This window comes from Shewanella sp. SM73, from assembly GCF_025653795.1.
Classification (GTDB): Bacteria; Pseudomonadota; Gammaproteobacteria; order Enterobacterales; family Shewanellaceae; genus Shewanella; species Shewanella oncorhynchi.
The window spans coordinates 607,894-633,729 of the sequence record NZ_JAKKRY010000001.1; the positions used below are offsets into that span (position 1 = coordinate 607,894).

Here is a 25,836-nt window from a genome sequence, read left to right on the forward strand (position 1 = left end):
AAAGTTATGTATGAAAATTGTGAGGTATCGCTGATATTTGCACGATAAATGGCTAGGTTAAGGATCAACACTAGCCATTTTTAGAAAAGGAAGTGAGTTACAGTATCGGATCTTTATTGATGCGAGACTCTTTTAACACTTCTTTCACTCGTTTCAAATTATCGCGGAAACGTGGGCCTCTACGTAAGGTAAAACCCGTTGCCAATACATCTATAGTGACTAATTGGGCTAAACGCGAGGCCATAGGTAAATACATGTCTGTATCTTCTGGCACTTCCATTGTCACGGGCAGTGTACATTCCATTGACAAAGGCGAGTTGCGGGCGGTAATACCAATCACAGCTGCACCATTTTCTCTCGCTAAACGCGCTATTTCAATCAATGACTTAGTGCGGCCAGTGTGGGAAATCAATACCACCACATCGCCCTCATTACTGTTAATACAGCTCATGCGTTGCATTAGAACATCGTCAAAACAGATGACAGGGACATTAAAGCGGAAGAATTTATTTTGCGCGTCATGGGCAACTGAAGCGGATGCGCCTAGGCCAAAAAAGGAAATAGTCTTAGCTTGAGTGAGAATATCAACGGCTTTATTAATGGCTGAAATGTCTAGGCTTTGACGTGCGGTATCGAGCGAAGCCATTGAAGATTCGAATATTTTTGTCGTGTAAGACTCAGTCGAATCATCTTCTTCAACGTGGCGGCTCACATAAGGTGTACCGTTCGCAAGACTTTGTGCTAGATGTAACTTAAAATCAGGGAAACCTTTAGTATCTAAGCGGCGGCAGAAACGATTCACAGTAGGTTCACTGACATCTGCCATCTTAGCCAGTGTGGCGATGCTAGAATGTATAGCTGTCTGTGGTGATGCTAAGATCACCTCTGCAACTTTGCGTTCTGATTTACTAAAATGGGTGAGGCTTTTTTGAACCTTTTCTAGGGTATTCATACGCGTATGTCCGCTAAATTGAGAATGTAATTTTATTTATTTTTATTTCGTGGGAGCAGATCAAGACTGGCGGCCCACTAATAGACTCTATGTAGTAACTTTTCAGTACAATTTTGAAATAAGACTTTACTACCTTCAGTAATTTAAGCACAAAAAGCATATCAGATTTATGCAGCAAGTGACTAGTTAGCAAGAATGTTAATATTTATAAAAATAGATGCATTTAACAAATTCTGTTGTTATATTACAACAAAAGTGTGGATTTCTTCATCGACATGAAGGGACACGACATACAAAGGAGATCGTAACGCAATGGGCAAAACAACATCAGGCGCCAAAGCTTGTGACTTCGTACTCTTTGGTACTAAAGGCGATTTGGCACGACGCAAGTTGTTACCTTCTTTATACCAGCTAGATAAAGCTGAACTTCTCGATAAAGATACGAAAGTGATCGGTGTCGCGAAAGACGAGTTTACTCAAGATGAGTTTATCGAATTAGTCACGCTTGCATTAAACACCTTCGTGAAAGAGCCTTTGTGCGAAGAGACTCTCCAACGTTTCCTGTCCCGCTGCCACTATATAGGCACTAACTTTACCGATTCAGCGGGCTACAGTGCCTTCCATGATCTGCTCAAACCAGAAGAGCGCGTTATGGTCAGTTACTTTGCTACGCCACCTGCAATATTCGGCGACATTTGCCGTTGTTTGCATGAACAAGATCTTATCCACCCAGATTCACGCGTGGTGCTCGAAAAGCCCATCGGCTCAGATTTAGACTCTTCTCGCGTTATCAATGACCAAGTTTCCGCTTACTTCAAAGAACGTCAGGTTTACCGTATCGACCATTACTTAGGTAAAGAAACCGTACAGAACTTGATTGCCCTGCGTTTTGCGAACTCTTTATTTGCCTCTAAGTGGGACAACCGTACGATTGACCACGTCCAGATCACAGTCGCAGAAGAAGTGGGCATCGAAGGCCGTTGGGGTTACTTCGACAAAGCGGGTCAAATGCGTGACATGATCCAGAACCATTTGCTGCAAGTGTTAACGCTCGTTGCTATGGATCCACCGGTCAACTTAGACGCTGACAGCATCCGTGATGAAAAAGTCAAAGTGCTCAAATCACTGCGTCCGATTAATTCTGACAATGTGTATGAAAATACCGTACGCGGTCAGTACAGTGCTGGCTTCTTAAAGGGCAGCCCAGTACCGGGTTATTTAGAAGAAGAAGGCGCCAACCTTCAATCACACACAGAAACCTTCGTGGCTATTCGTGTGGATATCGACAACTGGCGTTGGGCGGGCGTGCCTTTCTATTTACGTAGCGGTAAACGTATGCCGTTTAAGAGCTCTGAAATTGTGGTGTATTTCAAAAACCCACCGCATAACTTGTATCGCTCAAGCTACCGTAATCTGCCACCGAACAAGCTGACAATCCGTTTGCAGCCCCATGAAGGGGTTGAAATCCAGATGATGAACAAAGTGCCAGGTTTGGAGCAAAAACAACGTCTACAAACCACTAAACTCGATTTGAGCTTCTCCGATACCTTTAAAAATGAACGTATCGCCGATGCCTATGAGCGTCTATTACTCGAAGCTATGCTCGGTAATCAAGCGCTGTTCGTGCGCCGCGACGAAGTCGAGCAGGCATGGACTTGGGTGGATGGCATTATCCAATCGTGGGAACAAAGCAACGAAAAACCAAAACCTTATCCTGCGGGTACTTGGGGTCCAGTTGCGTCAGTTGCTTTGATTACCAAAGATGGCCGTTCGTGGGACGAGTAGGAGACTTTGATGATTAAAGAAACCGTATTCAAATCTTTCGATACGCCAAGTGCGTTAGAACAACAGCTTGCGAATAGAATTGCGAGCCAGTTGCAGGAAGCCGTCGATGCCCGCGGAAAAGCCAGCTTAGTGGTTTCCGGTGGTTCGACGCCGCTTAAGTTATTTCAACTATTGAGCATGAAATCCATCGATTGGAGTGATGTTTATATCACGCTTGCCGATGAGCGCTGGGTTGAAGCCGACGCCGATGCTTCTAATGAGCGTCTCGTGCGTGAACATTTATTACAAAACCGTGCGGCGAATGCCAAATTCCGCGGTTTAAAAAACATGTTTTCGACCGCAGAAGCGGGCGCCGATATGGCCGCCGAGTCCTTGTCTAACTTCCCACGTCCTTTTGATGTGGTGGTGTTAGGCATGGGTAACGATGGTCATACCTGCTCTTGGTTTCCCTGCAGTGCTGAGCTTGAACATGCGCTCACAACCCAAGCCCTGTGTGTGGCGACGAACCCCACCACAGCGCCCCATGGTAGAATTACGCTCTCTAAGAGTGCGATTCTGAACAGCAGACAAATTTATCTGCACTTGGTCGGGGAACAGAAATTATCCGTATATCGTCAAGCGTTAGAAAGTGATGATGTCCATGCTATGCCTATCAGAGCCGTATTAGCGCAGCGTAAAACGCCCGTTGATGTGTTCTGGAGCGCTTAAGGAGTCACTATGCACTCAGTAGAAATACACTCAGTAGTTCAAGCTGTTACCGACAGAATTATTGCCCGTAGTAAAGCGTCACGTGAAGGTTATCTCGCCGCATTGAATGATGCCCGTAACCATGGTGTACACCGTAGCTCATTGAGCTGTGGCAACTTAGCCCATGGTTTTGCCGCCTGTAATCCAGACGACAAAAATGCATTGCGTCAATTGAATAAAGCGAACATCGGCATAGTGACGGCATTTAACGATATGTTATCTGCGCACCAACCCTATGAAAGCTATCCTGAATTGCTTAAAAAAGCCTGTCAGGAAGTCGGCAGTGTTGCACAAGTGGCGGGCGGTGTTCCGGCCATGTGTGACGGTGTGACTCAAGGTCAACCCGGTATGGAATTGAGCTTACTGAGTCGTGAAGTGATTGCGATGGCAACGGCTGTGGGCTTGTCTCACAACATGTTTGATGGCGCTTTACTGCTCGGCATTTGCGATAAAATCGTTCCAGGTTTGCTTATCGGCGCCTTAAGCTTTGGTCACTTGCCTATGTTATTCGTGCCTGCTGGGCCGATGAAATCAGGTATCCCGAACAAAGAAAAAGCCCGTATTCGTCAGCAATTTGCCCAAGGTAAAGTGGATCGCGCGCAACTGTTAGAAGCTGAAGCCCAGTCTTACCACAGTGCGGGAACCTGTACTTTCTACGGCACGGCAAACTCGAATCAGTTGATGCTTGAAGTGATGGGCCTGCAGTTACCTGGCTCGTCATTTGTGAATCCTGATGATCCACTGCGCGAAGCATTAAATAAGATGGCAGCTAAGCAAGTGTGTCGTTTAACCGAAATGGGGACTCAATATACCCCAATCGGTGAAGTGGTCAGCGAAAAATCTGTGGTTAACGGCATAGTGGCACTTTTGGCTACTGGTGGTTCTACTAACTTGACGATGCACATTGTCGCCGCGGCTCGTGCTGCCGGTATTATTGTGAACTGGGATGATTTTTCTGAATTATCCGATGCTGTACCATTAGTGGCGCGCGTGTATCCAAACGGTCATGCCGATATTAATCATTTCCATGCAGCCGGTGGCATGGCGTACTTAATCAAAGAATTGCTCGATGCGGGTTTATTGCATGAAGATGTGAATACCGTTGCGGGCTTTGGTTTACGCCGTTATACCCAAGAGCCAAGGTTGCTCGACGGTGAACTGCGCTGGGTCGATGGTCCAACGACTAGCTTAGATACTGAAGTGTTAACGTCAGTCGCATCACCTTTCCAAGGCAACGGTGGCTTGAAATTACTCAAAGGTAACTTAGGCCGCGCTGTGATCAAAGTGTCAGCAGTACAAGAACAACATCGTGTCGTTGAAGCGCCCGCTGTGGTGATTGACGATCAAAACAAACTCGATGCCTTGTTCCAAGCCGGTGCTCTGGATAGAGATTGTGTTGTGGTGGTTAAAGGTCAAGGCCCGAAAGCCAATGGTATGCCAGAACTGCACAAGTTAACCCCATTATTGGGAACGCTTCAGGACAAAGGCTTTAAAGTCGCGCTGCTGACCGACGGTCGTATGTCTGGCGCGTCGGGTAAAGTCCCTGCGGCCATTCATTTAACGCCAGAAGCCTTAGATGGCGGTTTAATTGCCAAAGTCCAAGATGGCGACTTGATCCGTGTCGATGCGTTAACTGGCGAACTGAGCCTGCTGGTCTCTGAAGCTGAACTTGCCACCAGAGCCGCGGGAATTGTGGATTTACATCGCTCACGTTATGGCATGGGCCGCGAGTTATTTAGTGCGCTACGTTCAAATCTAAGTAGTCCAGAAACTGGTGCGCGTTGTACTAATGCCATCGATGAACTTTATTAATACAAAGGAAGAATAACGCAATGCTTGAGAATAACTGGTCACTACAGCCACAAGATATTTTTAAACGCAGCCCTATTGTTCCTGTTATGGTGATTAACAAGATTGAACATGCGGTGCCATTAGCGCGAGCACTGGTTGCCGGCGGCATTAGCGTATTAGAAGTGACTTTGCGTACTCCTTGTGCACTCGAAGCTATCACTAAAATCGCCAAAGAAGTGCCAGAGGCCTTAGTGGGCGCGGGTACTATTTTAAACGAAGCTCAGCTTGATCTTGCGATTGCCGCGGGTGCGCAGTTTATTATTACCCCAGGTGCAACGGTTGAACTGCTCAAAGCGGGTATGCATGGTCCAATCCCTTTAATTCCAGGGGTTGCGAGCATTTCAGAAGTGATGACGGGGATGGCGCTCGGTTACACCCACTTTAAATTCTTCCCAGCTGAAGCTTCGGGTGGTGTTGATGCTCTTAAAGCCTTCTCGGGTCCGCTAGCGGATATTCGCTTCTGCCCAACAGGTGGCATTACGCCAAGTAGCTATAAAGATTATTTAGCGCTGAAAAACGTCGATTGTATTGGTGGTAGTTGGATTGCGCCAACGGATGCAATGGAACACGGCGATTGGGATCGTATCACTCAACTTTGTAAAGATGCCATTGGCGCTTTATAAATCGAGTTTGAAATAGTGACAAAATAAAAACCACCGCGAGGTGGTTTTTTGTCTTTTATTTTTCGCATTTTGATAAAGAACGGCTGCGATAGCTGACTCTGTAGAAAGTCTGGTTTTTACAGTAACTCGCACATTTACAAACGGTCTGGATTTATAGCAAGTCGGGCTACGTAATGTCAGCTTGGCTACATTTCCTTACTCAATTCGACATTTGAGCCGGCTTTGGGGCTAAATAACTGTTGATACAGTCGCCCCGCAAACTCATCTGTCATCCCTGAAATATAGTCCGCCAACACTCTGTGACTGTTTAAGCCTTGTTGCTCACTTTCGCGCCAGCGCTCTTGGGTGTTCAGTGGCAGTAAACGCTCGGGATCGGAAGCGAAGGCTTCGAATAATCCCATCACAATCTGCTGGCCCTTATATTCGAGCATTTGGATCTCGGGTTTACGAATAACGTATTTATAAACCAGTTGCTTAAGTACATTGAGCGCAATGGCAAACTCCGGCTCTAACGTCGCATTAAAGCGCAATAATGGCTCTTCGAACACGTCATCTTCTGAGATAACAATAGCGGTGACAAAGCCATTAACGAGTGTGCCTATGGCATCTTTACGTAGGTGATGCTCATGTGAAAACAGCTTGTTGCCAATATCTGCCAGCTCTTGTTTTATCCACGCATCACTGCTGCTGGTCAGTGTCGGCGCCACATCTTGATGCCACTGGGACGCTGTGACTATGCCCATCACAATCGCATCTTCGAGATCGTGCACCGCATAGGCGATGTCATCTGCCAGTTCCATAATCGAGCAATCGAAGGATTTAAACTGGGTTCGCAGATGTGGATAGTGGTGCAGGGCGGGGTGTGAACCTTGCTGTGTCGAGGTAAAACGACGGCTATCCGCCTCAGACAAAGGCTCAAGCACCCAAGCGAAGATGTCGTTATCATCGTCGAAAATGCCCTTAACCGGCGGCCATTGTGACGGCTTGAGCTGTCTATGGTTGGTGATTTCATTATGTTCACCCGCGACAAATAGCCTCGAGTGCGGCGCTGGGTATTTTAAAATCCCGAGCATGGTACGCCGACACAAGTTCATCCCAAAATCTAATGTATAGGGCTCAAGCTTAGATAAAATGCGAAAAGTTTGGCCGTTACCTTCAAAACCGCCATGGTCGCGCATCATGTAATTCAATGCGACTTCACCACCGTGGCCGAAGGGAGGATGACCAATATCGTGGGCCAAGCACAGGGACTCTAATAAGCTCATAGAGCAAAGCAGTTGTTTATGTTGTGGATATTTGCGCCTGAGCTGAGCAGCTATGCCGGTACCAATTTGCGAGACTTCGAGTGAGTGGGTTAATCGGGTGCGATAGAAGTCATTCATGCCAACGCCGAGCACTTGGGTCTTGGCCTGAAGGCGGCGAAAGGCGGCCGAGTGGAGAATACGCGCCCTGTCTCTTTGGTAAGGGCTGCGGTGATCAAAGCGCCGTTGTTTATCTTCACCATGACGGCGTTCTTGCCAAACACTTGAAGTCATATGCATTCCTAGCGAGAGTGGAAAATCAAAGCATCTTGTTAATTTCGTCTAAATTCAAAGTGAAACTGGGCACAAAGCAGTTCATAAAATACTGTACTGCAGGATTAGGATTCGTCGCTAGCATGTCTTCAAGTCGCTTGCGGGCAGTATTGAATTCACTGTTGCCTGCACGGTTTTCTTCAAGGCATTTAAGATAGGCACACAGAGTATCAGCCGATTTCACTATGCTCTTGTAAACGGGATCGGCGTAATCGCTGATGAACAGACTGCGATAATCTTCTTTAAATTCCTCAGGTACCATATCTAACATGCGCTGCTCGGCAATCGCCTCAATCTTTTTATACTCGGCTTCAATTTCTTTATTGAAGTATTTTACCGGCGTCGGTAAGTCACCCGTGAGAATTTCACTGGCATCGTGAAAAATCGCCAGACTCGTGGCTTGATGGGGATCGAGCGTCGTGCCGAATTTCTTATTACTGATGATCACCAGTGCATGGGCCACCATGGCAACTTGCAACGAGTGTTCTTGAACATTTTCAGTGCGAACGTTGTACATCAAAGGCCAGCGTTGGATAAGTTTCATGCGAGCTAAATGCGCAAATAAGTGACTCATAGTTTTCCTGCTAAAGAGTGAAATCGGTAGGCGACAAGCTGCAATGGAAGACATGAAACGAGTGAATAGGCAGTATTGACGCTAGTGAAGTCTTAGATTATCACAGCCTTGGATGACACGTGAGCATGAGCGTGGAGGATTTAAAGAAATAGCTAAAAATAAAGCGACCACTAAGATCGCTTTATGACTCAAACTGTTAACTGAGGATAAACTTACTGCCGATAGTTTTCGAGGAAGGCGCCAAACTCGGTAAATGCTTTTTTCAGATCATCTTTATAGGGCAAGAAAACCACTCGCAAATGGTCAGGCTCAGGCCAGTTAAAGGCGCTGCCATGGACTAACAGGATTTTCTTTTCTCTGAGCAAATCCAGCACTAAACGCTCATCATCCCGCAGATTGAATTTTTTCATATCCAGTTTCGGGAAGGCATAGAGTGCGCCCTTGGGTTTTTTAACGCTCACGCCTGGAATTTGGTTAAGCAATTCGTAACAGGCATCCCTTTGGACTGTGAGGCGGCCATTAGGCAAAATAAGCTCGTTAATACTCTGATAACCGCCGAGCGCAGTTTGAATCGCATGTTGATTGGGCACGTTTGCACAGAGGCGCATCGAGGACAGCATCTCTAAGCCTTCGATGTAACTTTTAGCAGCCTTAAGATTGCCAGATAACATCATCCAACCAACACGAAATCCTGCTGCACGATAAGCCTTTGATAAACCGTTAAAAGTAACAGTTAAAATATCGTCTGATAGACCCGCAGCAGGAATATGCTTGGCTTCGTCGTATAAAATTTTATCGTAAATTTCATCGGCAAAAAGGATCAGATCATGTTGACGACACAGTTCAACCACTTGCAGCAGTAATTCTCTGCTGTATACCGCTCCGGTTGGGTTGTTCGGGTTAATCAGCACTATGCCGCGAGTACGTGATGAAATTTTACTTTTAATGTCGTTGAGATCGGGGAACCAGTCCGCTTCTTCATCGCAGCGATAATGCACAGCCTTGCCGCCCGCGAGATTCGCCGCTGCTGTCCACAGGGGATAGTCTGGTGAGGGGATTAAGATCTCATCATCGGTATTTAGCAGGCCTTGCATTGCCATCATAATGAGTTCTGAAACGCCGTTACCTATATAGATATCTTCGATATCGACACCAAAAATCCCTTGGGCTTGATAATGCTGCACTATGGCCTTACGGGCAGAGAATAATCCTTTTGACTCACAGTAGCCTTGGGCACTGGGTAAATTGAGGATCACATCGCGCACAATTTCTTCAGGCGCTTCGAAACCGAAGGGGGCCGGATTACCAATGTTGAGTTTGAGGATTCGATGCCCCTCGTCTTCTAAACGTCTGGCTTCCTTGTGCACTGGGCCGCGGATGTCATAGCAAACGGTATCCAGCTTGTTGGATTTGATGATAGGGCGCATTTACACCTCGGAACATGCATAAAGTTTTGGCTTAAGTTAGCGCACCATAACGAAATTTCATTGCAGATGAAAGGGGGGATAAGCACAGAATTGCGCTTTTTTTATAAATACCCCTCAGTTAAATATGCTTTAACAGTCGATTAAAGAAATCTGCACAAGTTTTATGTTCTGACATTGGCATGATTTTAAGATTGTTTATCTATTGGGTTGGTAGGGGAATCTTGTTTATGTTTTTTCATTTCGAAAGATGAAAATGCGTTTTCATTAGCTGACCCATATTTAATTTCTCTATATTAGCCATATCAATCGTGACAGAAGAAAATGTATTTTAGCTGATACTTAATGGTTGATTTTTAATCACAGATTTTTGATAAGGTAAACTTATGCAAGCGGCATTTTATTTTGTGATAATTAGGCATATTTATTGAATGCTTATTAAGCTAAGAAGATCATAAATGTTTAAGTTACAATGGCGTTAAAAGTCTTCTAGATTATACGGTTATGTAAAATTGTCTCGCGGGAATTAAATTTATTTTCTATCAAGTTAAATTTATAGTTGACTCAATATTCGATGCGCTTTATTTTCTGCGCGATGTTTTTGGCAAGGCACCTTAGATAGCAAGCAATTCGCGGGTTTTATCTTCAGGGTTAGTCATCATGAAGCAGCTGTGTTGACGTTCTGAATCGTGTTGATTTCAGACGTTATTCTAAAACCATTTGCCTTTTAGGCGATTTATTTAGAGGACCTAAGTGCATGTCTGAACCGACAGCGTTAAGTCTCATTCCACCTTTGGTGGTATTGGTGTTAGCTATTTGGTTACGCCGTCCTATTTTATCTTTGATCATAGGTGCGGTAACCGGTTTCCTGTTACTCGATCCCAGTCAAGTCTTAAACAATTTTGCTAGTGTGTCATTGAAGGTTATGGCCGATGAAACCATAGGTTGGTTGATTCTGGTGTGTGGTGGTTTTGGCGCGCTCATCGCACTTTTAGTTCGAACTGGCGGCGCATTAGCGTTTGGCCGCAATGCACTTAAATTGGCGAAAGGACCTAAATCTTCCCTATTAATGACTTTTATCCTTGGGATCGTGATTTTTATCGATGACTATCTCAATGCGTTGACCGTGGGTGAAACCATGAAGCGTGTAACGGATAAATTTAAAGTATCCCGTGAAATGCTCGCCTATGTCGTAGATTCCACCGCCGCGCCCGTGTGCGTGTTAGTGCCATTGTCGACCTGGGCTGTATTCTTTGGTGGATTACTGGTCGATAACGGTGTGGCAGCAGAAGGTCAGGGCATTGCTGTTTATATGCAAGCGATTCCTTACATGCTTTATGCTTGGTTAGCCGTGGCTATGGTGCTGCTTGTGGCACTCGGCATAGTGCCTGCCATTGGTCCGATGAAGACTGCGCAGCTGCGCGCCGCCCAAGGCGAACCAGCAGAAGCCCAAGTGGATTTCGACCAAGTGCAAACCTCGGATGAATATGCGGTTAAAGCCATCGAAGAGGAATTTAAGCACGCCGATAATCATGGCAAACTGCATAACTTTTTAGTGCCGATTTGTTTGTTAGTGGCCTTTACCGTGTACTTTGATATCGATGTGTGGAAAGGCTTGCTGGCGACCTTAGTGATCACGATTCCTTATTATGCGGGGCAGCGTTTAATGCCGTTATCCGAGATGATGGATCAGATGATCGATGGCTTTAAGAGCATGCTACCGGCGATTAGCACTGTGATTGCGGCGTTTGTGTTTAAGGATGTGTGCGATCAGTTGTTACTGCCGCAGTATGTCATTGAGTCATTAAGCCCATTTATGACACCTAAATTGCTGCCTGCGGTAGTGTTTTTATCTATGGCTATACTCGCGTTTGCCACAGGTTCGAGCTGGGGTATATTTGCCGTGACGATTCCTATCGTGATGCCATTAGCGCAAGCGGTTGGGGCGGACATCCCATTAGTCATTGGGGCCTTATTGTCTGCATCATCATTTGGTAGCCAAGCGTGCTTCTACTCAGATTCAACCGTATTGGCCGCCCAAGGCTCAGGTTGTAACTTAGTGAGCCATGCTGTGACTCAGTTACCTTATGCACTTATCGCAGCAGTAATAGCATTTATCGGCTTTATTGTGATTGCATAACTTCTGTCACGATTAATATAAGAAACCAGCTACGGCTGGTTTTTTTATGTCTGCCGTAATGGGGTTAGGCGGCTAGAATGAGTAAAAGGTGAGTAAAGAGTGAGGAGGCTTGAACTAGGATAAACACGATTACACTGTTAAATGAAGATTTTCAACTGATGTCAAATTATATTTTACGGAATTGTCATTTATATTTTACATATTTCATCGTCGCCATGTAGCTTTTCAAATCAAAGCCTGATTATACTTTGCATCCTTCAGGGCATTATTTTCAACATTAGTGGCAAACGAATCAAATGGACTCAACTCTTCTTACTGCGTTTTTCGAGCACGGCACAATACGTGATGTCGAGTGTTTATTCCCTGATATTTCAGGCTATCCAAGGGGAAAGCTTATGCCAGCCCGAAGTTTTGCTCAGGGTGCTGAATTACGTATTGCCCAAGCGATTTCGATGCAGGCGATTACCGGTGAGTATTCCTACGATCCTGTTTTCCCTGATGCTGATCCTGATCTTTTACTCGTCCCCGATTACAGCACTCTCAAGATGATCCCATGGAGCACAGTCCCGCGCGCATTTGCCATCCATGACTGCGTATTACTGGATGGCAATTTATGTCCATTTGCGCCGCGCTCTATGTTAAAAAATGTGTTGGCCCGTTACCAAGCCCTTGGGTTAACACCCGTGGTGGCCCCTGAGATTGAGTTTTATCTGACTGAAGCCAATACCGATCCGAGTGTGCCGTATCAGGCGCCCATTTCAAAAAGTGGCCGAGCTGAAAACGGTCAATCTGCGTTTAGCATGAATATGCTCAATGAACTCGCGCCATTTTGGGATGAGTTTAATGCTGCTATCGATGCGATTGGGATTAAAGGTGATACTTGGATCCATGAGATGGGGCTATCGCAATATGAAATTAACTTAGTGCATGGCGATCCGCTGGCTCTTGCAGATCAAGCCTTTATGTTTAAATACGCCGCGAAAGAAATCGCCATAAAACATGGCTTGAATGCGATTTTTATGGCGAAACCCATAGCGGGTCAACCCGGCAGTTCTATGCATTTACATCAAAGTGTCGTCGATGATAAAGGTCATAATATTTTCAGCCATGCAGATGGTAGCGACACTGACCGTTTTCACCACTATATCGGCGGATTACAAAAGTATCTACCTGATTTAATGTTGTTATTTGCACCCAATATCAATTCATTTAGACGTTACATTTCCGGCAGTCAAGCGCCGATTAATTTAAGCTGGGGCGTTGATAATCGCACCACGGGCCTACGTGTGCCATTAAGTGCTCCAGTGGCGAGACGGGTAGAGAATCGTATTGCGGGCGCCGATGCCAATCCGTATTTGATGATTGCCGCATCTTTGGCTGCGGGCCTTGCCGGAATAGAAGAAAAATTATCGCCAAGTGCACCAGAAACTGGGAGCGCCTACGATAGCTGCCATGACCTCGCGCAGACATTTTTAGCTGCGTTAACGCAAATGCGCCAAAGTGATTCGGCACGACGCTTACTCGGGGACGATTTTGTCACTGGCTTTGTATCGGTGAAGGAAATTGAATTCCAAAGTTATTTGAGTGAGATAGGGGCTTGGGAGCGACGTTTCTTAGGGCCGCAATGCTAACGCTTTTATGAATAAGGGAATTATTACTTATAAAAGTTTTAACCCCTTCAATGACTCAAGAGTCTTAAAAATGAGTGACTAAAAAATAGCGACAAAAAAGCCAGTGCAAGCACTGGCTTTTCTTCGTCTGGAAACGAGAAGGGCGATTAAACGCGCTTCTTGAATTCACCAGTACGAGTGTCAATTTCAATTTTGTCGCCTACTTTCACGAAGTCAGCAACACTTACTGTGCCACCGCCAGTGATAGTCGCTGGCTTCATCACTTTACCTGAAGTATCGCCACGGGCTGAAGGCTCAGTGTAGATCACTTCACGTACGATAGTGGTTGGCATTTCAACAGAGATAGCTTTGCCATCATAGAAAGTCACTTGGCAAGTTTCTTCCATACCGTCAACGATATAAGCCGCTGCATCACCTAGGTTTTCAGCTTCTACGTCGTATTGGTTGTATTCTGCATCCATGAATACAAACATAGGATCTGCAAAGTAAGAATATGTGCAGTCAAGACGATCTAGGATGATGTCTTCTAACTTATCTTCACCTTTGAAAGTCGTTTCAGTACCAGAGTTAAGCAGCAAGTTTTTTAACTTTAACTTAACGATAGCAGCGTTACGGCCAGAACGAGTTGTTTCAGTTTTCTGCACAACCCATGGGCTGCCATCTAACATGATCACGTTACCAGGACGGATTTCATGAGCAGTTTTCATTACACTATTTCCTATATTTAGATTTTTCTGTTTTCGCGCAGTATCTTAGCTGTTTTTAACGAACTGAACTAGTCGAGTAGCGAGATCTGCAGCATTTAATGCATTAATTGGCCATTGTTTAGCATGGTGATGCAACAAGGGCAAATTAACAGGATTAAGGTTTTGCCAGTGAAGGCTCACGGCTGATTGCTGTGCTTGGTTGAACGCGAGATTCAATTCAGACCAATAACAAGCAATTTTAGGTGGCAGATTATCGCAGTAAAGTTTGAGAAAAGCTTCTAATTTTACGAGGTGATAATCATCTTCTTGGGGATAAATGTGCCAAATGAAGGGTTTTGCGGCCCATTGGGCACGTAAAAAGGAATCTTCACCGCGCACGATATTAAAATCACTGCTCCAGAGCAGGCGATCAAACCCCTGTTGGTCTGTCATGGGTAAAATGTGCAGGGTTAAATTGCCATGATTTATCTGTTGACCCGGCACTAGAGCAGCAATTTCACAGGGTAGTAAATGCGTCAGACTGTTTAAGCTACGCCCCTTGGGGACCAGCGCATGGATTTTTTCTACCGATTGCTGCCATAACTCACATAATGCGGGTAGCGCCTCGGTCTCATAGCTAAAAACGCTAATAACAGTGTCTTGTGCCTGAATGTCCTTAAGACCTAGATCAGTAAAAAGCTGCAATTTATTGGCAGTATCAGCTTGCCAAGCATCACGCTCTGCAAACAAATTTTGCTCGCAAATGAGTCCACCCGTTTTGGCGCTAAAACCGGGAAAGTAGAAATACTTCTTCAAACCATTGGCTTGTAACGATGGCAAACCATGGCAGCCTTCAACCCAATCCTCAGCACTTAAATACTCTAAATTCAGCCAGACAGGTACAGATTTTGGGGCGTTCTGATGTAAATAAGCCAGCTGCGCTTTTACCTGTTCAGGGAGTTCACAGGCAAAGGCTTCGATGAGCACAGCTCCTGCGACAAACGCTACAGGCAAAGGCTCTTTCCAATGAATAATATTCACACCATTGAAGGTTTGAGTGGCTTTTAGTGGTTCGAGTGTCGGTAAAATATGGGAGAAGCTTGCGAGGTCGTCGACCCACAGATTAACAGGGATCTGATACTCATTGGCTATTTGTTTTGCTAAACGCCAAGTGACGCCAATATCGCCGTAGTTATCAACGACGGTGCAAAAAATATCCCAGTGATTAGAGCGGGCTGTGTTGGTCATGAGTGTGGTATGTCGTTATTCTTAGTTACAAAAAGTAGATAGTTGCAACAAGTCAGAAATATATGCATAAAAAAAGCGGCGTTAAGCCGCTTTAATCAAATGGTTAACAGAATTAATCTTCTAATTCAGCTAAACACATTTCTTCGTAAATTTGCTTAACCCAAGCATCAACACGTTCTTCAGTCAGCTCTGGTTGGCGATCTTCATCGATACCTAAACCAATAAAGTGGTCGTCATCGACTTGACCTTTAGAGGCTTCAAAATTGTAGCTTGCAGTTGGCCAATGGCCGATGATGATGCCACCACGGGCCTGAACAATATCGCCAACCATGCCCATGGCATCAAGGAAATACTCAGCGTAGTCTTCTTGATCACCACAACCAAAAATAGCGACAAGTTTGTCAGTAAAATCAATTTGCTCTAATTCAGGGAAGAAATCATCCCAGTCACATTGCGCTTCACCGTAATACCAGGTCGGGATGCCGAACAGCAGCAAGTCATACTCTGCAATCTGTTCTTTGGTACTTTTGGCGATATCTTTCACCTCAACCATTTTTTTACCCAGTTTTTTCTGGATCATCTTGGCTACAGCTTCGGTGTTACCTGTGTCGCTACCGAAAAAAAGACCTACAGTTGCCATTGTCTATCCTTTAATGTCTAGTTCACTTATTAGGTTAATCTTGCTGGTACTCGTTCAGCACTCAACTTGTTGCTGAAGAATTAATTCGATTAACTGGCTACGGCTGATGTTACTGGCCAATGCCTGCTCATTCAAGGCGTCATACAAATCTTGTGACACCTTTAACTCTATTCGCTTTAATCCGTTGGCTTTATCGCGCTGGATTTGATTGCGTTTGTTGACCTTAAGCTGTTGGCTACGGGACAAAGGATTACTTCTTGGGCGGCCCCGGCGCTTTTCATTGGCAAAAAGGTCAATGGTGGTTCTGTCTGTCGCTTCTTTTGCCATGTTCTTATTGTTAACCGATCCCTGAGCCTTCCCAAGTGATCTGGATAATACCTTTTACAATAAACCCGGCGCAGCCGAGAAATAACACTAACCAAACAATAAATCGACCAAATTTTGGCACGTTACCTTGTTTAAGCACATCGTGGATGGCCATGCCGATAAAGAAAAATATCGAGGCAAAAAACAGGTTCAGGCCGATGGTTTCAATTTGTTCCATGTACTGAGATAACATACTTTCTTAGTCCTTGAGAGTGTTCTAAGGCCAAAAGAGGCGCGAATATATCACAACAAGATGGCGGCTGCCATATGCTTTCGGTCGAGTTTGCTGCTGATTTACATTGAATGTTTGTCAATAAATTCAGACACGATCCGGTTAAAAATGACGGGTTTTTGCGCATGCAACCAATGACCACATCCTTCAAGTGTTTTTGCCTGTGCCGCGGGGAATTGCGCCATGATAGCGCTTCTGTGCTCGCTAGTGACATAATTTGAGTCGCCGCCGCGAATAAACAGACTTGGTCCAGCATAGCTTTGTACTGGATTTGGCGTCTGATTTTGCCAGCCAATAATATTAGGATAACAAGCCTTTAGGCCACTTAAGTTCATTTTCCAACGAAAGCCTGTATCAGTGCGTTGTAGATTTTTGAGTAAAAATTGTGCCGTGGCTTCGTCAATACCATTGTCTATTAAGTGGTTTAGGGCAAAGCGCCTGTCGGTATGGCCTTCTAAGGGCAGACTTTCTAATGCAGCAAACACTGTGTCGTGTCTTGGCTCATAGGCTACGGGGGCGATATCGGCTGCCACCATGCTGATAATGCGCTCTGGAAAGGCTAACGCCGTCGCCATGGCGATTTTACCGCCCATGGAGTGACCCACAATATGGGCGCGTTCAATAGCCAGTTCGTCGAGCAAGCTGATCATTGCAGTGGCCAGACGAGGGTAGTCCATTTGATCCCAATGCTCACTTAAACCATGATTGGGCACATCGACACGAATAACTTGATACTGATTTTCTAATACTTGCCCTAGACCTTTGAGGTTATCTAGATTACCGAACAAGCCGTGGATCAAGAGCACTGCGGGTCCTTGGCCTGTGGAAACAAAGTTCATGGTGATTCCTGTTGGAGATTTTTAGCTTAGCGTGACGCGAATTGTGCCCTTAATGCCGTTGGCTTGACAAGTCAGTTGCCATTTCTATAGTGGGGGCGGCCAGTAACTTGTGTGCTTTTTCGGCAATTGTCGATTAACTGCTAGTTTGCTGTGCTATTTCCCGCACTTTTAGAATAATGGCGCTTTATCAGATTGATAGAGATAGATACACTGGTAACAGATCGCAATGATCTGCCCCGATCGCTGTGGTACACTTTTTTCGGTTAAGCCTGTCGAATAACAAAGGATAATTAAGGTTATGAAATATATCGAAGTAGATGAAGAGCTCTATCGTCATATTGCCAGCAAAACAGAACGAATTGGTGAGAGCGCCTCTGACATTCTTCGTCGATTACTCGGCCTGTCCGTCGATGCGGTCGAACAACCCCAGCCTTTGGCGATTAGCCAACCCAGTCTTGAAGCTGAACCTATTCAGCCCATCGCGGCGCAAACAGTGCCAGCAGTGAATGATTTTAGTCGCTTAGTCGATGAACATCAGTTATCGCAGCAAAAAGGCGCAGTAGGTCGTTTTCTGTTTTTGCTCGAAAGTTTGTATCAATTAGCCCCAGAGCAATTCTCACAAATTTTGCAGATCCAAGGGCGCGATCGTTTGTATTTTGCTCGCTCTAAGGAGCAACTGCTCGAAGCGAGTGCTTCGGCTAACCCAAAAGAAATTGGTGCAAGTGGTTTCTGGGTAACGAGTAACAACAATACCGCCAAGAAACGCACTATTTTATCGGAAGTTTTAGTGCAATTTGGTTGTGATGCGACAGTAGCAGCGGGCATCGCCGAGCGCGTTTAATCCTCGGGTGAGCCTGGTTAGTACGACATTTTTCTACTTTTTCTAATTGTAATTGAGTGCAGGAGAGCCATAGGTGGCAATACATCAAAGGGCAGGACAAATCGCTAATCAGACGGATCTGGTCAATATTCCAAAACTGATGAGCCATTATTACAGCATCACGCCAAATATGGATGACGTACAACAACGCGTCACCTTTGGCACTTCTGGGCACAGAGGCTGCGCTTCCAATGGCAGTTTTAACCAACAACACATTTGGGCGATTACCCAAGCTGTGGTTGACTACCGTCAATCGGCAAATATCGATGGGCCGCTGATCCTTGGGATTGACACCCATGCGTTATCCTATGCGGCCTATTTGTCGGCAATTGAAGTGCTGGCGGCAAATAAAGTCACAGTGAAAATCCAACAGAACGATGGATTTACGCCAACGCCAGTGGTGTCCCATGGGGTTATTTGCGCCAATCGTGAAGCCAATATTACGGGGGCGGCCCTGTCCGATGGTTTGATCATTACGCCTTCCCATAATCCTCCTCAGGATGGCGGCATCAAGTACAATCCACCCCATGGTGGACCGGCCGAAGGTAATATCACGGCTTGGATTGAATCGCGAGCCAATGATTACCTGCGCCAAGCGTTAGCTGGCGTGCAAAAATTAGCGTATGCCGAAGCGCTGGCATCAGGCTATGTCAACGCCATTGATTTGATTACACCCTATGTGGCTGATTTAGAAAATGTTATCGACATGCAGGCGATTGCTAAGGCTAAGCTGCATATCGGTGTTGATCCGCTCGGTGGTTCAGGGATTTTCTACTGGGCACCGATTGCCGCGCGTTATGGGCTCGATATCACCTTAGTTAATGATAAAGTTGACCCAAGCTTTAGCTTTATGCCGCTGGATAAAGACGGCAAAATCCGCATGGATTGCTCGTCTCCCTATGCGATGGCAGGTTTACTCGCCCATAAAGAATCCTTTGATTTATGCCTTGGTAATGATCCTGACTATGACCGTCACGGCATCGTTTGCCCTGGTACGGGTTTGATGGATCCGAATCATTATCTTGCGGTCGCTATCGATTATTTACTGACACACAGACCAGATTGGAGCGATACCTTAGCCATAGGTAAAACCTTAGTATCGAGTGCGCTTATCGATAAAATCTGTGCTTTCCACGGCAAAACGTTACTCGAAGTGCCAGTGGGTTTTAAGTGGTTTGTCGATGGTTTAGCCGAAGCCACAATCGCCTTTGGCGGTGAAGAGAGTGCTGGCGCGGCATTTTTACGCCGTGATGGCTCTACTTGGTGTACGGATAAAGACGGTTTTATTCTAGGGTTACTTGCGGCAGAGATCCTTGCGGTGACAGGTAAAACCCCAGGTCAGCGTCACCAAGAGTTAGTAAAACAATTTGGCCAAAGCTTTTATAAGCGTATCGATAGCCCAATCAGTCTTGAAAACAAGGCCAAATTTGCGTTATTGAATGCTGAAACCTTAAATGCCACTGTGCTTGCGGGTGAGTCAATCGAAAACGTGTTAACCCATGCGCCGGGCAATAATGCGGCCATTGGTGGCATCAAAGTGACTACGGCGAATGGTTGGTTTGCGGCGCGTCCATCGGGCACGGAAGCGTTATTTAAGATCTACGGCGAAAGTTTTATCAGTGAGCAACATTTAGCTGAGATCATCAAAGATGCGCAGGCATTAATTGATAAGGCGCTAAACGCTTAATCCAGTAGTAGGTTTAGCTAACGCCTCAAAATAAAAAAACGCACTCAGATTTGAGTGCGTTTTTGTTTGTGTCTAATTCAGCTGTGAGTAGTTGATCTAATACTGATTTGACCGTACTTAGTATTCGATATGACAACTCGGTAAGTTATTCTTATCGATGTAATTTTGATGATATTCCTCAGCAACATGGAACTGTTGCAATGGCACAATTTCAGTGACGATATGGCGTAATCCCCAACGACCTGAGCGGGCAAAAGCTAATTTTGAGGCTTCTGCGGCCGCTTTTTGCTCACGGTCGTGGAAGAAAATGGTGCTGCGATATTGGGTGCCAATATCTCCGCCTTGCATGTTCAGACTCGTTGGATTGTGGTTTTTCCAAAATACATCGAGCAAGTCTTCATAACTGACAAGGGCGGGATCGAATTCCACTTGCACCACTTCGGCATGGCCCGTTTTGCCTTTTTTGACTTCTTCATAGGTTGTCGCCGCATTATTGCCGCCCATATAGCCGCAGGTGGCATTCGATACGCCGTTCACTTGTCTAAAAAAATACTCTACGCCCCAGAAACAGCCGGCACCAAAGGTTGCTAACGCCATAATTAAATCCAATAGAAGTCTAGATGGCTAAGAATTGTGATAAAACTTGAGTGCAAAAGCAAGCCTCAAGCTAGAATATTTATCATGGGAAATTCTTAGGGAATGTCCTAAGAATTTAACAATCAGCTTAGTTGAATGTCATTCCGCTTAAAACTGGGTCCTACGGCAATAAATGTCTGAGAACAGCACTAAAAACATGTGTTAGTATTGAAGCCGTTTTTTAGGTGCGAGTGAGACTAACCGCGGTGAGATAAATGCTTAAGTGGTCATTACTGCCTGTACTTATGCTATTGCGCCAATACTGTTACACATCATTATAAGGAGAATTCTGTGTTACAAGCTCTGTTAGATTCAAAGGATTTTTTAGCGCTCACCTTAGCCCATCCTGAACAGTTCGATGGCGAATTTTCATTTAACTTAGGCGATCATACTCAAGTGGAAGTGTGGGATACCGGTGTTATTGTTTTCGAACCAATACAGAATGAAGGAAAAGATATTGTGCTTTCCTGCGGTGTTCACGGTAACGAGACCGCGCCCATTGAACTCTGCAATAGCTTAATTAAACAACTTCTACAGCAAAAGATCATCGCAAAGCAGCGCACTTTATTTCTCATTGGTAACCCATTAGCGATTAATAACGGCACGCGGATTATTGACGAAAACATGAATCGTCTCTTTAGTGGTGAGCATTCCAATCCACCAGGGTTAGTGAACCCTGAGCGAGTACGCGCGAAAAAACTCGAAGCCTATGTCGATCGTTTTTATACTGCGGTTGCCGATGGACGTCAGCGCATCCATTATGATCTGCACACGGCGATGCGCGCCTCGAAGCATGAAAAGTTCGCTATCTATCCCTATCGTCCAGGGCGCGCCTTTAGCGGCGAGCAAATTATGTTTTTAGCCGCAAGCTGCGTCGATACAGTACTTTTCCACCATGAACCGACCACGACCTTCAGCTATTTTTCCTCTGAACGCTACGGTGCCGATGCCTTTACCATTGAGCTTGGCAAAGTGTATCCCATGGGGCAGAACGACATGACGCGTTTTATCGCCACCCATGAAATGTTCATGCGCTTGATCACCGCTAAGCCGTTGGAGCTGGATGAATTTGATGCCGATAAGGTTAACTTGTACCAAGTGTGCCGCGTCATCAATAAACATTTCGATGATTTTGAATTTACCTTCGCAACTGATGTCGAAAACTTCAGATCTTTCCCGAAGGGCTTTGTTTTAGCGCGGGAAGGTGGGCAAGAAATTAAAGTGGAGCACGAGTTTGAGTCTGTCGTGTTCCCTAATGCCAAAGTGCCTATTGGTAATCGCACTGTGATTTGCCTGATCCCTGCGGTGAATGCGGACGTGCGTTAGGCTTGTAAAGCAATATATACATGCGTGGCAGGGATAACTTGTGGTTTGAGCTATGCCAATGGTTGATAGGTAGTTTACGTTAACGTAATGTTCGTCGGGCATATTCGTATAAACAGACGCATCAAAACGCTTTGATGCGTAATGAGATAACAAGAGCACAATATGAGCAAAGCAACACCCAACACTGATACAGTGCACCGTGTCGGCTTCTTGGATAAGGCATCGCTACACATTCCTATCCTTCGAATTCTACAAGCCGACGGCACCACTTATGAAACCGCGGTTTTGCCTGTGATAGATGAAACCTTAGCCACTAAAATTTACGATACCTGTGTATTCACTCGGGTACTTGATGAACGTATGCTTGGTGCCCAGCGCCAAGGGCGCATCAGCTTCTACATGACCTGTACGGGTGAAGAAGCAGCGATTGTCGGCAGTGTGGCCGCACTCGATCAAGAAGATGTGATCCTCGCGCAATATCGCGAGCATGCGGCGCTGCGTTATCGCGGCTTTACCACTGAACAGTTTATGAATCAGATGTTCAGTAACGAGAAAGATCTTGGTAAAGGTCGCCAAATGCCAATCCATTACGGCAGTGCGGCATTGCATTATCAAACGATTTCGTCACCGTTAGCCACGCAAATCCCGCAGGCGACTGGTGTGGGCTACAGCTTAAAAATGCAAGGTAAGCGCAAAGTCGCGGTTTGTTATTTTGGCGAAGGCGCTGCATCGGAAGGGGATTTTCATGCTGGCCTAAACATGGCCGCGGTACTGAAATGCCCAGTGATTTTCTTCTGTCGTAACAATGGCTACGCGATTTCTACCCCCACTGAAGAGCAGTTTGCTGGAAACGGTATTGCCAGCCGCGGTGTGGGTTATGGCATGCACACCATTCGTGTAGACGGCAATGACATGTTGGCCGTGTTAGCGGCAACCCAGCAAGCCCGTGCCTATGCGATTGAGCATAATGCGCCTGTGCTGATTGAAGCCATGACTTACCGTCTCGGCGCACACTCTTCTTCAGACGATCCCTCAGGTTATCGCTCGAAAGATGAAGAAGCCAAGTGGCAGCAACACGATCCGGTTAAACGCTTCAAATTATGGCTTATCAACAAAGGTTGGTTGGCTGAAGCGGATGATGTGAAACTGCATGAGAAATATCGTGAAGAAGTATTGGCTGCGGTAAAAGTGGCTGAAAAAATTCCTGTGCCTATGCTGGATGAAATTATTGAAGATGTGTACGACAAGCCGACGCCAGTGCTGAAAAAGCAACTCGCCGAGCTTAAAGAACATATCAAGAAATATCCGCAAGCCTATCCAAAAAGTGCAGGGAGACTATAAGCCGTGGCTGAAATGAATATGTTACAGGCCGTCAATGAGGCCTTGTCGATTGCCATGCAAGCCGATGAACGCATGGTGGTTTTTGGTGAAGATGTGGGCCACTTTGGCGGGGTATTTCGCGCCACCTCCGGTCTTCAAGAAAAATTCGGTCGCGCTCGCTGCTTTAATACCCCGCTGACAGAGCAAGGTATTGCGGGTTTTGCCAATGGTTTAGCCTCAAATGGCATGACCGCCGTGGCTGAAATTCAATTCGCTGATTATATTTTTCCGGCGTTTGATCAAATCGTCAACGAGTCGGCTAAGTTCCGTTACCGTAGCGGTAATGAATTCGATGTCGGTGGATTAGTGTTCCGTACGCCCTATGGCGGCGGCATTGCGGGTGGCCATTATCACTCGCAATCACCTGAAGCCTATTTTACCCAGACGCCGGGATTAAAAGTCGTTGTGCCACGCAACCCTGAGCAAGCCAAAGGCCTGCTGTTGGCGTCAATCCGTGACAAAAACCCGGTGATCTTCTTTGAGCCTAAGCGTTTATATCGCGCATCGGTTGGCGAAGTGCCCGCGGGCGATTATGAAATTGAACTGGGTAAGGCTGAAGTGGTTCGCGAAGGTAAAGACATCACCTTAGTGGCGTGGGGCGCGCAAATGGAAATCCTTGAAAAAGCCGCCGATATGGCCGCTAAAGAAGGGATCTCCTGTGAAGTTATCGATTTACGCACCTTGTCACCCTGGGATATCGATACTGTTGCCGATTCAGTCAAAAAGACCGGACGTTTACTGGTTAACCATGAAGCGCCATTAACCGGTGGTTTTGCTGGTGAGATAGCGGCGACGATTCAGCAAGAATGCTTCTTGTATCTAGAGTCGCCCATCAGCCGCGTTTGTGGTTTAGATACCCCGTACCCACTCATTCATGAAAAAGAATACATGCCAGATGCATTCAAAACGTTTGAAGCCATCAAAGCATCAGTGACCTTCTAGGAGTCCGGTATGATTAAAGATTTTATTTTGCCGGATATTGGCGAAGGTGTTGTGGAGTGTGAGTTGGTTGAATGGTTGGTCAAAGAAGGCGACACAGTCGTTGAAGATCAGCCGATTGCCGATGTCATGACAGACAAAGCCTTAGTGCAAATCCCTGCGCCTTTTGCGGGCGTGGTCACTAAGTTGTATTACGCGAAGGGCGATATTGCGAAAGTGCATGCGCCGCTTTATGCCGTACAAATTGAAGGTGCCGTTGAAATCGCGGGTGAAGAATCTGTTGCGGCTGCAGCTGCGACAATCGCAAAAGCTGCTGAGCCAGTGGCAGTAACAAACGCGACCACGTCATCTCATTCATCTGTCAGCATTGAAGAATTCTTACTACCTGATATCGGCGAAGGCATTGTTGAATGTGAGCTAGTTGAATGGTTGGTGAGTGAAGGTGATTGGGTTGAGGAAGATCAACCGATTGCCGACGTGATGACAGATAAAGCGCTGGTGCAAATTCCTGCCATTAAAGCGGGTAAAATTGCCAAACTGCATTATCGCAAAGGTCAGCTAGCTAAAGTACATGCGCCTTTATTTGCCATTGAAGTTGAACAGACGGCTTCTGCACCTGCGGCGACAATAAATACAGATACTGTGGCCAATGCCGCACCTGCAGCGCAGATTGTGAATACAGAACCTGCTCGCCAAGGTAAAGCCTTAGCCAGCCCCGCAGTTCGTCGCATGGCGCGGTCGTTAGATATCGATTTGAGCCGAGTACCAGGTACAGGAAAGCACGGCCGTGTGTATAAGGAAGACATCACTCGCTTCCAACAAGGCGCGAGCAATGTTTCTGCATCAAGTGCGACTCAGGTAAAAGAGGCGTCAGTTCAAGCGACTCAAACATCTCAAACCCAAGTTCCAACATCGACAGTGACTCAACGCGCTGACACGGTTGAGCCGATTCGCGGCGTAAAAGCTGTGATGGCACGCATGATGGTGGAATCTGTATCGAGCATTCCGCACTTTACCTATTGCGAAGAGTTTGATTTAACAGACTTAGTTGCACTGCGTGAAAGCATGAAAGTGAAGTATTCGTCAGATGAAGTGAAGCTGACCATGATGCCTTTCTTCATGAAGTCGATGTCGCTCGCGTTAAGTCAGTTCCCTGTGATGAATAGCCAAGTGAATGCTGATTGTACTGAGCTGACTTACAAGGCGCGTCACAATATCGGCATGGCGGTGGATTCTAAAGTCGGTCTCTTGGTACCCAACATTAAAGATGTTCAGGACAAGAGCATTTTAGAAGTGGCGGCAGAAATCACCCGTCTGACCCAAGCTGCCCGCAGCGGCCGCGTGGCGCCAGCGGATCTGAAAGACGGCACGATTTCCATATCGAACATTGGCGCCTTAGGTGGCACAGTGGCGACGCCTATCATCAACAAACCTGAGGTGGCGATTGTGGCCTTAGGTAAGTTGCAAACCCTACCGCGCTTTAACGTGAAAGGGGAAGTCGAAGCTCGCCAAATCATGCAAGTGAGCTGGTCAGGTGACCATAGAGTGATCGATGGAGGTACGATTGCTCGCTTCTGTAATCTGTGGAAACAGTATCTTGAGCAGCCTCAAGAGATGTTATTAGCGATGCGCTAAGCCGCTGGCACGAATAACTGACACTAAAAGGACGCTAAAAG

At 46.1% G+C, this 25,836-nt stretch carries 23 protein-coding genes; 12 read left to right on the forward strand and 11 right to left on the reverse strand.

What is annotated here, in order from left to right; translation table 11 throughout:
• Nucleotides 1-97: 97 nt before the first annotated feature.
• The gene (locus L5M51_RS02690) at nucleotides 98-952 is read right to left on the reverse strand and encodes a MurR/RpiR family transcriptional regulator (RefSeq protein ID WP_006081563.1); all 855 of its coding nucleotides are present in this window, start codon (nucleotides 950-952) and stop codon (nucleotides 98-100) included.
• A 312-nt stretch (nucleotides 953-1,264) separates the two neighbouring features.
• Here L5M51_RS02690 and zwf point away from each other — a divergent pair, with 312 nt between their 5' ends.
• Genes zwf through L5M51_RS02710 form a run of 4 tightly spaced genes read left to right on the forward strand, consistent with a single transcriptional unit; the run spans nucleotide 1,265 to nucleotide 5,958 of the window.
• On the forward strand, nucleotides 1,265-2,737 hold the full coding sequence (zwf, locus tag L5M51_RS02695; RefSeq protein WP_028759998.1) for a glucose-6-phosphate dehydrogenase: 1,473 nt from the start codon (nucleotides 1,265-1,267) through the stop codon (nucleotides 2,735-2,737).
• A gap of 9 nt (nucleotides 2,738-2,746) precedes the next feature.
• The gene (pgl, locus tag L5M51_RS02700; protein ID WP_263145701.1) at nucleotides 2,747-3,445 is read left to right on the forward strand and encodes a 6-phosphogluconolactonase; all 699 of its coding nucleotides are present in this window, start codon (nucleotides 2,747-2,749) and stop codon (nucleotides 3,443-3,445) included.
• A gap of 24 nt (nucleotides 3,446-3,469) precedes the next feature.
• A complete protein-coding gene (edd, locus tag L5M51_RS02705) occupies nucleotides 3,470-5,296 on the forward strand; it encodes a phosphogluconate dehydratase (RefSeq protein ID WP_028759996.1) in 1,827 nt (608 codons plus the stop codon).
• 20 nt (nucleotides 5,297-5,316) lie between these two features.
• Nucleotides 5,317-5,958: a bifunctional 4-hydroxy-2-oxoglutarate aldolase/2-dehydro-3-deoxy-phosphogluconate aldolase gene (locus L5M51_RS02710; RefSeq protein ID WP_028759995.1), complete on the forward strand. Its 642-nt coding sequence runs from the start codon at nucleotides 5,317-5,319 to the stop codon at nucleotides 5,956-5,958.
• Between the two features lie 185 nt (nucleotides 5,959-6,143).
• Here L5M51_RS02710 and L5M51_RS02715 read toward each other — a convergent pair whose 3' ends face one another.
• The 3 genes from L5M51_RS02715 to L5M51_RS02725 form a co-directional block, all read right to left on the reverse strand.
• Entirely contained in the window at nucleotides 6,144-7,493 is a 1,350-nt protein-coding gene (locus L5M51_RS02715) for an anti-phage deoxyguanosine triphosphatase (protein WP_263145698.1), read from the reverse strand.
• A gap of 25 nt (nucleotides 7,494-7,518) precedes the next feature.
• Nucleotides 7,519-8,106 (reverse strand): 5'-deoxynucleotidase, encoded by a 588-nt coding sequence (gene yfbR / locus L5M51_RS02720; protein WP_263145695.1) that lies wholly within the window; start codon nucleotides 8,104-8,106, stop codon nucleotides 7,519-7,521.
• A gap of 212 nt (nucleotides 8,107-8,318) precedes the next feature.
• The gene (locus tag L5M51_RS02725) at nucleotides 8,319-9,533 is read right to left on the reverse strand and encodes a pyridoxal phosphate-dependent aminotransferase (protein ID WP_263145692.1); all 1,215 of its coding nucleotides are present in this window, start codon (nucleotides 9,531-9,533) and stop codon (nucleotides 8,319-8,321) included.
• Between the two features lie 754 nt (nucleotides 9,534-10,287).
• Between L5M51_RS02725 and L5M51_RS02730 the strand changes: the two genes are divergently transcribed.
• Nucleotides 10,288-11,670 (forward strand): Na+/H+ antiporter NhaC family protein, encoded by a 1,383-nt coding sequence (locus L5M51_RS02730; protein WP_263145690.1) that lies wholly within the window; start codon nucleotides 10,288-10,290, stop codon nucleotides 11,668-11,670.
• 296 nt (nucleotides 11,671-11,966) lie between these two features.
• Nucleotides 11,967-13,301 (forward strand): glutamine synthetase family protein, encoded by a 1,335-nt coding sequence (locus L5M51_RS02735; protein WP_317629587.1) that lies wholly within the window; start codon nucleotides 11,967-11,969, stop codon nucleotides 13,299-13,301.
• 146 nt (nucleotides 13,302-13,447) lie between these two features.
• On the opposite strand, the gene efp is transcribed toward L5M51_RS02735, so the two are convergent.
• The 6 genes from efp to L5M51_RS02765 all read right to left on the reverse strand — a co-directional run bounded on the left by efp (nucleotide 13,448) and on the right by L5M51_RS02765 (nucleotide 17,312).
• Nucleotides 13,448-14,008, reverse strand: coding sequence for an elongation factor P (gene efp / locus L5M51_RS02740; RefSeq protein ID WP_105252465.1), 561 nt, complete (start codon nucleotides 14,006-14,008; stop codon nucleotides 13,448-13,450).
• 45 nt (nucleotides 14,009-14,053) lie between these two features.
• Nucleotides 14,054-15,235, reverse strand: coding sequence for an elongation factor P maturation arginine rhamnosyltransferase EarP (earP, locus tag L5M51_RS02745; RefSeq protein WP_263145686.1), 1,182 nt, complete (start codon nucleotides 15,233-15,235; stop codon nucleotides 14,054-14,056).
• 112 nt (nucleotides 15,236-15,347) lie between these two features.
• Nucleotides 15,348-15,875: a flavodoxin FldA gene (gene fldA, locus L5M51_RS02750; RefSeq protein ID WP_006081576.1), complete on the reverse strand. Its 528-nt coding sequence runs from the start codon at nucleotides 15,873-15,875 to the stop codon at nucleotides 15,348-15,350.
• 54 nt (nucleotides 15,876-15,929) lie between these two features.
• Nucleotides 15,930-16,202, reverse strand: a complete 273-nt coding sequence (gene ybfE, locus L5M51_RS02755; protein ID WP_006081577.1) for a LexA regulated protein — start codon at nucleotides 16,200-16,202, stop codon at nucleotides 15,930-15,932.
• A 10-nt stretch (nucleotides 16,203-16,212) separates the two neighbouring features.
• Nucleotides 16,213-16,434, reverse strand: coding sequence for a DUF2788 domain-containing protein (locus L5M51_RS02760; protein ID WP_006081578.1), 222 nt, complete (start codon nucleotides 16,432-16,434; stop codon nucleotides 16,213-16,215).
• Between the two features lie 101 nt (nucleotides 16,435-16,535).
• Nucleotides 16,536-17,312, reverse strand: a complete 777-nt coding sequence (locus L5M51_RS02765) for an alpha/beta fold hydrolase (protein ID WP_263145683.1) — start codon at nucleotides 17,310-17,312, stop codon at nucleotides 16,536-16,538.
• A gap of 298 nt (nucleotides 17,313-17,610) precedes the next feature.
• Here L5M51_RS02765 and seqA point away from each other — a divergent pair, with 298 nt between their 5' ends.
• The gene (gene seqA / locus L5M51_RS02770; RefSeq protein WP_198573466.1) at nucleotides 17,611-18,153 is read left to right on the forward strand and encodes a replication initiation negative regulator SeqA; all 543 of its coding nucleotides are present in this window, start codon (nucleotides 17,611-17,613) and stop codon (nucleotides 18,151-18,153) included.
• 73 nt (nucleotides 18,154-18,226) lie between these two features.
• Complete coding sequence (gene pgm, locus L5M51_RS02775; protein WP_263171510.1) at nucleotides 18,227-19,879, forward strand: phosphoglucomutase (alpha-D-glucose-1,6-bisphosphate-dependent); 1,653 nt, start codon at nucleotides 18,227-18,229, stop codon at nucleotides 19,877-19,879.
• 117 nt (nucleotides 19,880-19,996) lie between these two features.
• Here the strand turns inward: pgm and msrA are convergent, their stop codons facing one another.
• The gene (msrA, locus tag L5M51_RS02780; protein WP_028759985.1) at nucleotides 19,997-20,476 is read right to left on the reverse strand and encodes a peptide-methionine (S)-S-oxide reductase MsrA; all 480 of its coding nucleotides are present in this window, start codon (nucleotides 20,474-20,476) and stop codon (nucleotides 19,997-19,999) included.
• Between the two features lie 330 nt (nucleotides 20,477-20,806).
• Between msrA and astE the strand changes: the two genes are divergently transcribed.
• The 4 genes from astE (at nucleotide 20,807) to L5M51_RS02800 (ending at nucleotide 25,795) form a co-directional block, all read left to right on the forward strand.
• Entirely contained in the window at nucleotides 20,807-21,841 is a 1,035-nt protein-coding gene (gene astE, locus L5M51_RS02785) for a succinylglutamate desuccinylase (RefSeq protein ID WP_263171513.1), read from the forward strand.
• A 162-nt stretch (nucleotides 21,842-22,003) separates the two neighbouring features.
• Entirely contained in the window at nucleotides 22,004-23,182 is a 1,179-nt protein-coding gene (locus tag L5M51_RS02790) for a thiamine pyrophosphate-dependent dehydrogenase E1 component subunit alpha (RefSeq protein WP_263171515.1), read from the forward strand.
• Between the two features lie 3 nt (nucleotides 23,183-23,185).
• The gene (locus tag L5M51_RS02795; protein WP_028759982.1) at nucleotides 23,186-24,163 is read left to right on the forward strand and encodes an alpha-ketoacid dehydrogenase subunit beta; all 978 of its coding nucleotides are present in this window, start codon (nucleotides 23,186-23,188) and stop codon (nucleotides 24,161-24,163) included.
• A gap of 9 nt (nucleotides 24,164-24,172) precedes the next feature.
• Nucleotides 24,173-25,795, forward strand: coding sequence for a dihydrolipoyllysine-residue acetyltransferase (locus L5M51_RS02800; protein ID WP_263171516.1), 1,623 nt, complete (start codon nucleotides 24,173-24,175; stop codon nucleotides 25,793-25,795).
• Nucleotides 25,796-25,836: the final 41 nt, after the last annotated feature.